The sequence below is a fragment of the Sodaliphilus sp. genome, assembly GCF_045598405.1.
Taxonomy (GTDB): domain Bacteria; phylum Bacteroidota; class Bacteroidia; order Bacteroidales; family Muribaculaceae; genus Sodaliphilus; species Sodaliphilus limicaballi.
Genome location: NZ_JAZLLZ010000186.1, coordinates 1 through 9134, shown reverse-complemented (window position 1 = coordinate 9134; position 9134 = coordinate 1). Strand labels below are relative to the sequence as shown.

The 9134-nt window shown below is 45.7% G+C and carries 6 protein-coding genes and 1 tRNA gene; 4 read left to right on the top strand and 3 right to left on the bottom strand.

What is annotated here, in order from left to right; translation table 11 throughout:
* The first annotated feature begins 329 nt into the window (after positions 1-329).
* Entirely contained in the window at positions 330-1634 is a 1305-nt protein-coding gene (gene gldE / locus ACKI3C_RS12235; protein ID WP_407405460.1) for a gliding motility-associated protein GldE, read from the top strand.
* 283 nt (positions 1635-1917) lie between these two features.
* Positions 1918-2376: an Hsp20/alpha crystallin family protein gene (locus ACKI3C_RS12230; RefSeq protein ID WP_407405458.1), complete on the top strand. Its 459-nt coding sequence runs from the start codon at positions 1918-1920 to the stop codon at positions 2374-2376.
* A 166-nt stretch (positions 2377-2542) separates the two neighbouring features.
* Here ACKI3C_RS12230 and ACKI3C_RS12225 read toward each other — a convergent pair whose 3' ends face one another.
* A complete protein-coding gene (locus tag ACKI3C_RS12225; protein WP_407405456.1) occupies positions 2543-3436 on the bottom strand; it encodes a TraB/GumN family protein in 894 nt (297 codons plus the stop codon).
* Between the two features lie 360 nt (positions 3437-3796).
* Here ACKI3C_RS12225 and ACKI3C_RS12220 point away from each other — a divergent pair.
* A tRNA-Pro gene (locus tag ACKI3C_RS12220) sits at positions 3797-3874 on the top strand.
* A 520-nt stretch (positions 3875-4394) separates the two neighbouring features.
* Complete coding sequence (locus ACKI3C_RS12215) at positions 4395-5366, top strand: tyrosine-type recombinase/integrase (RefSeq protein WP_407405454.1); 972 nt, start codon at positions 4395-4397, stop codon at positions 5364-5366.
* Between the two features lie 69 nt (positions 5367-5435).
* Here the strand turns inward: ACKI3C_RS12215 and ACKI3C_RS12210 are convergent, their stop codons facing one another.
* Together ACKI3C_RS12210 and ACKI3C_RS12205 are read right to left on the bottom strand one after the other, a co-directional pair.
* Positions 5436-7232: a hypothetical protein gene (locus tag ACKI3C_RS12210; protein WP_407405452.1), complete on the bottom strand. Its 1797-nt coding sequence runs from the start codon at positions 7230-7232 to the stop codon at positions 5436-5438.
* A gap of 60 nt (positions 7233-7292) precedes the next feature.
* Positions 7293-8756, bottom strand: a complete 1464-nt coding sequence (locus tag ACKI3C_RS12205) for an ATP-binding protein (RefSeq protein WP_407405450.1) — start codon at positions 8754-8756, stop codon at positions 7293-7295.
* Positions 8757-9134: the final 378 nt, after the last annotated feature.

Genomic DNA, 9134 nt, shown 5'->3' with positions numbered 1-9134 from the left:
TCGATTTCTTGAACATGTCTATGTGCTTGATTTTCTATACAAATATACGCATTTTTCTCCAGATTACAAAATGTCAAAGACCGATTTAGTGTTAAACTAACGTAATTTTAGTCATAAGTCGGCTCGCCGACTTTTTAGAGTGAACTCATTTATGAAATCGTAAAAAACTTTGCTAATTCACAGATAATTCGTAACTTTGCATGGAAGATGTAAATAGCATCTTCCATGCTTTGTGTTTTGAAGGGGTTTTCTCTTATAAAACCAGCATATTTGTTTAACTTAAATACAACACTTTGGACCCTGACCCTTTATCGTCGTTATTAATGCTTTTGCCAGACTATATCACGCTGGCACTACAATCACCCATATCTTTTAATGCACCATCACCAGGCAGCATCGTGGCTATGATAGTCTCTGTGCTGGGTTTGTTCTTGTCGGCGTTCAACTCCGGCAGCGAGATTGCATTCTTCTCACTCACCAAGGAACAAATTGCAGGCATCACCAGCGACTCGCAGCGCGACCGCATCAGCAGCCTCCTGAGCAAACCCGAGAAACTGCTAGCCACCATCCTCATAGGCAACAATCTGGTCAACGTCATGATTGTCGTCACCATGTTCTACGGCCTCCAAAACGTACTCAAGATTGATAACAGCATTATCGAGTTTCTGGTTCAGACGGTGTTCCTCACCTTCCTCATCCTGCTCTTCGGCGAGGTTATCCCCAAGCTCTATGCCACCAACCACAACGTGCGCTTCGCGCAGATGGTATCGGCTCCGCTTAACGCCATGGTGAAACTCTTCACGCCCATATCGGCAGTTATGGTCAAGGGCACTGGCATCGTGGGTAAAGTGGTAACCAAGCAGGCCGACGAAATCTCGACCGACGACCTCTCGCGAGCTCTCGAAGCTAGCGACGTTAAAAACGAGGACGAGAAAGAACTGCTCGAGGGCATACTCTCGTTTGGCAACAAAACCGTGAGCGAAATCATGCGCCCGCGCATCGACGTTGTAGATATCGACATCGACTCGACATTTGACGAGGTGGTCAAGAAAGTCATCGACACAGGCTACTCTCGCATGCCCGTCTATGACGAGACGCCCGACAACATCAAGGGCATCCTCTATGCCAAGGACCTGCTGCCCCACATAGGCAAGCGCGGCGACGACTGGCGGTGGCAGAGCCTCATGCGCACGGCCTACTTCGTGCCCGAGACACGCATGATCGATGACCTGCTCGAGGACTTCCGCAAGAAGAAAATGCACATGGCGGTCATCGTCGATGAGTATGGCTGCACTCAAGGTATCGCCACACTTGAAGACGTGCTCGAGGAAATCGTGGGCGACATCGACGACGAGTACGACACCGAGGAAAAATTCTACACACGACTTAACCAGAACACCTACACATTCGACGGCAAGACACAGATTGCCGACTTCTGCCGTGTGCTCGACATCGACGAAGACTCACTCGACGAGCATGGACAAGACGCCGAGACACTTGCAGGACTCTTGCTCGACCTCAAGGGAGACTTCCTCAAGGAACAAGAAATAATCACCTACGGCCGCTTCACCTTCACAGTCCTCAAAGTTGTGAAATACCGCATCGCCAAGGTCAAAGTCACCATCAAGCAGTAAAAATCTAGAGACCCTAGAAAACATGGTATCGGCAAATACACCAGCACAAGCGAACCTTACACCATGGTCAAGACCCTAGAGAGCTTAAATAGCCCTCCGGAGAAAAAACTGCCACCCTTTTGTTATACAACTGCCATTTTGGCATATATAATGCCATTTTGTCACCACAAAACCACCCATCTCCTATCTGGCATGACACTTGCACAATAGTGAGCGAACACGGCAACCAACCGAGTTCAGAAAAAAGAATTGTATAACTAAAAAAATATAGGAGATTAAAATTATGATCGTTACAAGAAACAACCGCAACTGGTTACCCGAGGTTTTTGACCAGATGTTCAACAACACACTTGCCATGCACAACACTGCAACAAGCACTGCACCAGCTATCAACGTCATCGAGGACAAGGACGCCTACACCGTCGAACTCGCCGCTCCCGGCATGGGACGTGAAGACTTCAACGTCACAATCAACGAAGACGAGAACCTGGTGATCGCCATCGAAAAGAAGGCGGCAACACAAGAAGGCGGCGAGGAGAAAACTCCTGCCACCGAAAAAGAACAACGCTATTTGCGCCGTGAATTCACACACACCAAGTTCACCCAGACTTTCATCATCCCCGAGGAAGTGAACCGCGAAGCAATAAGCGCAACAGCCGAGAACGGTGTGCTCACCGTGAAACTGCCCAAGCATCTCCCCGAGGAGCTCAAGCGCGAGGTCAAGCACATCGCAATCAACTGACACCATCTCAATTAACCGCTACGGAAAACACAACCGCACAACCTGAATCTGAAAATTTCTTCATACACACACAACCATAAATTTTAGGAGGTTTTTTGAGGTTAATAAGCGAGGCGGTCCAGGCAAAAAAGTCTGGACCGCCATTTTTCTTTATATGCGGGTTCCGTCATTTCGACACTGGCTCAACCACATAGCCGGCATCACGCAGCAACGCTATCAGCCCCTTCTCGCCAGGCAGATGCCCCGCCCCCACGCACACCAGGACCGACTGCTGCGGCATGAGCGCCTTTAACTTCTCCACCCATCGCCGATTGCGTTCCCACAGCAGCAGTTCCAGCTCGGCATCGGTGGGAGCAAGCCCTGCATCAGGCGTCACAATCTGCCGCAACATGAAATCCAAGTCCTCACGCACATAAGCCTCGGCAAGTTCGATGCTCACACGCTCAAAGTCGGCATCATGTTCACACACATCCACCAGACCCTCCGCTTGGTCTGCAATCGGAGTCCCGAACAGAATAGCCACCTGTTCATCAACCGTCTCAAAGCCGCCCAGCGTCTTGCCCGCCTGCTCGCCACGGTTCTGCACACTGCGGTCAATCTGCTTGTTGTGATCAAAATCCTTAAAGAATTTCAACGCCTGCAATGCCTGCAACTGAATGCTCACGCCAGCAGGTTTGAGCATGTTCAAAGACGCCAACGTGATGCCCGCAGGCGCAAGATAGCCATCAACCACCCTCTTCACCACAGCATACTGTTCAGGCGTCAGCACCTTGTCGAGAGTGCTGTCGGCAGGAGCCACCATAGCCATCGCAACGCGCTGCTGTGCCTGAATGTTCATCATGCTGTCACGATGAATCTCGCCATAAACAGCATCACACGACCTGATAGCATCATTCAGCCCACTCACGCTGTCAATAAAATCGGCCGGAGCAAAATGATGAGTACCCATCAAGAAAGACGGCTTCTCCAACCCGTTGCCACTCACACGCCACAACAACTGCGACCAAGCCGACAAAGCAACCGTCAGCACAACAACAAATAATAAAATCCTACGATTCATAACTAATATCGTTTGAAATTTTCATCGCAAATATAGATAAAAAACGCCACATACACACCATTCCCCCTGCCCAAAACGAAATATTTACCCACAAATAGGTATTGTGGCATCCAGTCACAGGCAGTAACTTTGCATCGAGAAACACGACATATACCACACACCCAGGTAATACAAGTTATTAATTAGTAAATAGTGAAAAAGAACCGCGTCGATGCGAATCGTGCGGTTTTTTGCTTTAAAAAAGCCCTTGGAAGCACAAAATACACATTTTTGAGCATTTTTTCTCCGAAATATTTGCACAGTCCAACAAAAAGCAGTAACTTTGCAACGCTTTTCGGGGGAAACCCCGCATAGTGCGATCGGGATGTAGCTCAGTCGGTTTAGAGTACGCGTCTGGGGGGCGTGGGGTCGCTAGTTCGAATCTAGTCATCCCGACCACGTAAGAAAAAGTTGGTAATCAAGCGATTATCAACTTTTTTGTTTACGTAAAATCGCTTTGAGTAGGCAAAAAAAAACGGCATTTTTGCTCAAATTTACTCAAAAATGTTCAATTTTACTCAAAAATACTTGCACAAATACTTGCACATTTGGTCACCACTTGCGCAAATACTTGCACATTTTTGACGAGACTTGCACAAACACTTGCACAAATACTTGCACATTTTTGAAAAATTGAGGGATGTCTCACTTTTTGTTTATGGCAAACACAAGAATTTTTCTTGACACAAGGCGAGTAAAGCCTGGTGTAGCGAGCATGTTGAAAATTGCGATTAGTCACAAGACCAAGACCGCATACGTTTCAACAGGGTGTAGATTATTTGAAGACCAATGGGATGACGAGCATTCTATGGTTGTAAATCACCCACAGTCACAAATCCACAATCTCTCCATCCTTGGTTTGAAAAATCAAGTTGATGGGTTTCTACTCCGTCTCACTTATGAAAACCGACTGAGAGAAATGTCTGCATCAGACATCAAGCAGGAGTTTGAGGCTATGTCAAACCCTGAAAAAGGTGAAAAGATTAGAGCGAAGAATCTCTTTGAAGCTAGGTTCATAAAGTTCATGAACACAAAGAGTTCGGGAACGAAACGATTGTATGAGGTTACTTACAAGCGCATTAAAGAGTTTGCAGAACGCAAGAACTTCCGTATGCCTACCCTCACCTTCGAGGATATCAACAAGGATTGGTTGACTCAGTTTGACTTGTTCCTCTCTGAGTTCGCTCCATCAGTCAATGCCCGCAACATCCACTTCCGCAACATCCGTGCGGTATTCAATGATGCCATAGACGATGAGATTACCACAGCCTATCCCTTCCGCAGGTTTAAGATTAGGAATGTGGCAACACGCAAGCGCAACCTCAAGGTTGAGGACTTGCGCACCTTGTTCAATTATCCTGTGGAGAAGTGCAACAAGGGTTATTTAGACATCTTCAAGCTGATGTTCATGCTCATAGGCATCAACACTGTGGACCTTGCTAATCTCAAGGAGATTAAGGACGGGCGAGTTGACTTCTATCGTGCCAAGACCCACCGCCTATATAGTATAAAGGTGGAGCCCGAGGCACTTGAAATCATCGAGCGCAACAAGGGAAAGGATTGGTTGGTGGACATCCTTGACCGCTATAAGGACCACAAGGACTATACCAAGCACATCAACATGGCATTGAAGAAGATTGGTCCCGTAACAAGAAGCGGACTGGGAGGCAAGAAAACATTCAATCCCTTGTTCCCCGAAATCTCAACCTACTGGGCACGTCACTCATGGGCTACAATAGCGGCTTCGCTCGACATCCCTAAAGATGTCATTGCCCATGCCCTTGGACACGGCAACAACACCGTCACCGACATCTACATTGACTTTGACCAAAACAAGGTAGATGAAGCCAATCGCAGGGTGCTCGATTGGGTGCTTTACGGCAAGAAATAGGTGTTTCCCCTAGTGTTTCCCTTTGTGCTTCCCTTAGTGTTTCCTTTGGTGTTTCCACTAAGAAGATAATCATTCTTCGATTTTCCAAAATTGGGCTTGGATTTTTTGGCTGCGACCTGACTCGGTGAAGGTCGCAGTCAGTCTTTCACAGAGGTACCTTTTGCCGTTGATGTGGAACACGGAACGGATGTTCGGGATCCTGTCGGCAAGGAACGAAAAGGTGTACCTTTGCTTCGGGTTGATGTCATGGGTGACGAAACCTGATGACTTGTGCCGTGAGTTGATTCGGAGCGAAAAGTCATACTCCTTCCAAGTCATATCAGGGAAACAGACAACTCTGTCAGTGATTGGGAATGGGTACAATCCCCTCTTGGGAATGTTCCCGTTCCAAAAGCCTACATAGATGCGGTCAAAGTACTGGCTGCGTTCCACGCCCTCACCGTTCTGCAAGCGTTGGACTGACAGCGGTTGGAACAACTGGCTCTGCCATTCCTCGCTGCGGAAGTCGGTATCGCCGACATTGGCGGTGTCCTCGTTGTAGTCGCTGAACGAGAGGAACAGGCAGTCGCCCTTGGTGTCCTCGGTGAGGTCTATGTATGCTGGAACGAAGTCAAGTTCAATCTCGCTTGCTTCTTCGTCCTCGCTTGCGATACGACCTCCAAATTGGTTCACTGGCTGCAAACGCAGGTAGTAATCGTAGGTTTTGAGTTCATGGCTGCCCACTTTCATCACACTGACAACGACATTCTTGTATGCCCTGAAGATGAAGTATGTGTCAACATCCCTGGCATACAGCATCTGCTGGACAAGCGTTCCTCGCCCGTAGTTGCGTACAACCTTGTAGTAGCCAGCGTCCGCAACAAGTTCATTCATCGTAGCGTATTCCTTGACGTAGTTTGCATTGCGGAACTCCTCGATGAACCAACGGCAATCGTAGTACATCCACATTTGGTGGTCGCACTTGCGGAACACCAGGTTCTGCGATTCGCGGTACTCGCAGCTGTTCTCGTCTTGCGACACTGTTGCCGAGTATTCATCAAGAACATTGTCGAGCAACACCGGCGCAGCGTTTTCGATAGCGGTCTTTGAGAAGGTGAATGAGATTGACCTCGCCTTGTGGTTGATGTCAAACTCGCAGTTCATGAAATACTCCAACTTCTCGAAGAACTCTGCCACCGTCCAGTGAGGCAATGCCGCCGCATAGTCAGACATATTCCATGCATACGGCAATGTGTTGCAGATAAGCAGATACCTGTAAGATGACTGTTCCCACTCGGTGAAGTCATAGGCATATCCGACGGCATCGCATATCCTCTTGGCTATGACCAGAAGGAACGGCTGCCATGACAGTCCGCGTGTCTCGGCAGTCCATTTATAGGAGCCATTCACAAACTCCACATCATTCTGTATATTACCCGATGCATTGTTACACCATGGCAATGCAACCGCTTCGCTTCCCTGCCATGCAAGGTCAGGAGTGATTGCACTTGACTGGGTGATATAGGGCTTGCCGAGGTCAAGATTGTTGATATACACGTCATCGAAGGACTCGTCAAAGTTTTGCTCGCTGCGTCCTTCAAGGAACTGGGTTTTGACCTCAACCTCATTGAGTTCAACGATAGTGACGGAACCAGCCTTGTAGAAACCGCGGTCACGAATCTCGCAGTCGAACAATACCTTTCCCTTGTCCACATCGGTGCGATGGATGTTGCCGAAGATAGCAAGGTTCTGCGCACAACCACGCAAAGGGAAAGTGATTGACAGCGTATAGGAATCGCTTCCTGTGAAGTAGCGGTTCTCTGTAATGAACTCAAATGATGTGCCTTTCTTCAAGGCTGCCTGTTTGCCGTTGATTAGTATCTCCATAAAACAAAAACGATTGATTACCACAAAGGTAACCAACCGATTTTGTCTTAGAAAAGACTACTACAACCCATATTCGTCATATTTACTAAGGATTGTATTTTCTGCAACAGTATATGCATAACATGCAACTGGCAAAAAATGCAAAGTGACAAACTCCAGTTCCTTCGTCTGCGTGATAGTCTTCGTTGTTACTATTGCTTCAGTAAGTTTGTTCTTTGGCATATAGGTCAGCAAAGCCTCCAATTCTCCAGGACGTTCGGCATAGCGGTCTGACCATTTTACTTCTACGGCCCATGACGGCTTTTGACGTGCAGGATCTATGCCGACGATGTCAACCTCTCCTTGACTCTTTTTATTTATTCTCCAATTAGCATAACTTATGTCGGTAGACTTCCTCGGAATCCACTGAGCGTAAACCGTTGTTTCTACCATGTCTCCAATCTCTTCGTCTGATTCAGTGATTGGTTGGAACAAAGCACATCTTAATGACGGGTTTGTCAAGTAAATTTTGAATTGTGTCTCGCGTTGATAAGATTTTGCAGTATCATCGGTACGATGAATAACTTTTATCAAGAAAGCCGCTTCCAGATACTGAATATATTTCTTTAGGACTTCTTTTCTTACCCCAGACTCTTTAGATAGTCCCTCATAAGAAAATTGTCCACCAGAATGGTATGCCAGCATAGTGAATACAGCATTAAGTTCTTGCACATCTTTTATTCCGTATAAACTAGGCAGATCCCTAAGTAGCACCTTGTCTATTATGTCGTGTCGGATAAACTGCCCAGGATTTTCCTGTATCTTCTGACTGAATACGACTTCAGGATATCCGCCATAATTGATATAGTCAATAAAGAGGCTATTAAGTTTCTGAATATCAACTGTGTTGTAATATTTAATACTGTCACCTTTCCACGCAAGCGTTGTAGGGTACATCAGTTTTTCATATCCTTTGAGATGAATATACTCATAAAACGTCAAAGGAGGAAGGCTAAAATCTGTAAATCGTCCGGCACCGCTTTCGATGCTTTTCTTCTTTAATTCCGCTGCAGCTGAACCACTAGCTACGAATTTTACGTTTTTGTATGTATCTACCAAGGATTTTAGATTAACTTCCCAATCCTTTAAGTATTGTATTTCATCAAAAAACACATAGTATTTTTCTTTGCTGTCAACAGGCTGTCCCAATGTTTGCTTGGAAAGTGTGAACAACTGCTCCAGAAAAATATTATTATAAATAGGGGTTTCTACAGATATATAAATGATGTTCTGTTGCGGCACACCATTATCCAGTAACCTTTGTATGCAATGATAAAGCATAACAGTTTTACCTACACGACGAGGCCCCATAAGTATAATTGCACGTTTTATGTCGTTTTCTGTTACCAGCGGATGAAATATATCTAGATACATACGAGGGGTCATTGCCTTGTAATATTCATGTATTTCGCCCTCAGTCCACCAAGGGTTGTCAATCCGCAAACGACCAATAATCTGTTTTTCTAAGAGAGATGTATATTCCATAATATGTTATTTTTGTTGCAAATATACAAAATTTTACCAAAATAAGTAATAAAAATAATGCTTATTTTTCCGAATAATGACATAATAAGTATTTATATTCGAAATAGACTGCTTATTTTTCTTACTGTAAATTGGGCATATTACATACTTAATAAAATTTTTGGCAAGTATTAAAATGATGATGGTGCTCCTTATTTTTCTTTTATTACTGTTTAAATATCAACATATTAAGTACTGATAGAAAAATAAGTATGTTTTTTGAAGCTTATTTTTCCACTATTTTTATCTCCTGCTTTTTGGTGACTTGTTTTTCATCAGTTTCTCGTACTCGTCCTGTGCTTTCTTGATGCCAGTGTCACCAGTGATGGTGTTCACTGT

Bases quoted from the DNA above. Each gene is read 5' to 3' on its own strand.
- ACKI3C_RS12225 (WP_407405456.1), bottom strand. From the start codon at position 3,436: ATGAATCGTAGGATTTTATTATTTGTTGTTGTGCTGACGGTTGCTTTG.
- ACKI3C_RS12205 (WP_407405450.1), bottom strand. From the start codon at position 8,756: ATGGAATATACATCTCTCTTAGAAAAACAGATTATTGGTCGTTTGCGG.
- ACKI3C_RS12210 (WP_407405452.1), bottom strand. From the start codon at position 7,232: ATGGAGATACTAATCAACGGCAAACAGGCAGCCTTGAAGAAAGGCACA.
- ACKI3C_RS12230 (WP_407405458.1), top strand. From the start codon at position 1,918: ATGATCGTTACAAGAAACAACCGCAACTGGTTACCCGAGGTTTTTGAC.
- ACKI3C_RS12215 (WP_407405454.1), top strand. From the start codon at position 4,395: ATGTCTGCATCAGACATCAAGCAGGAGTTTGAGGCTATGTCAAACCCT.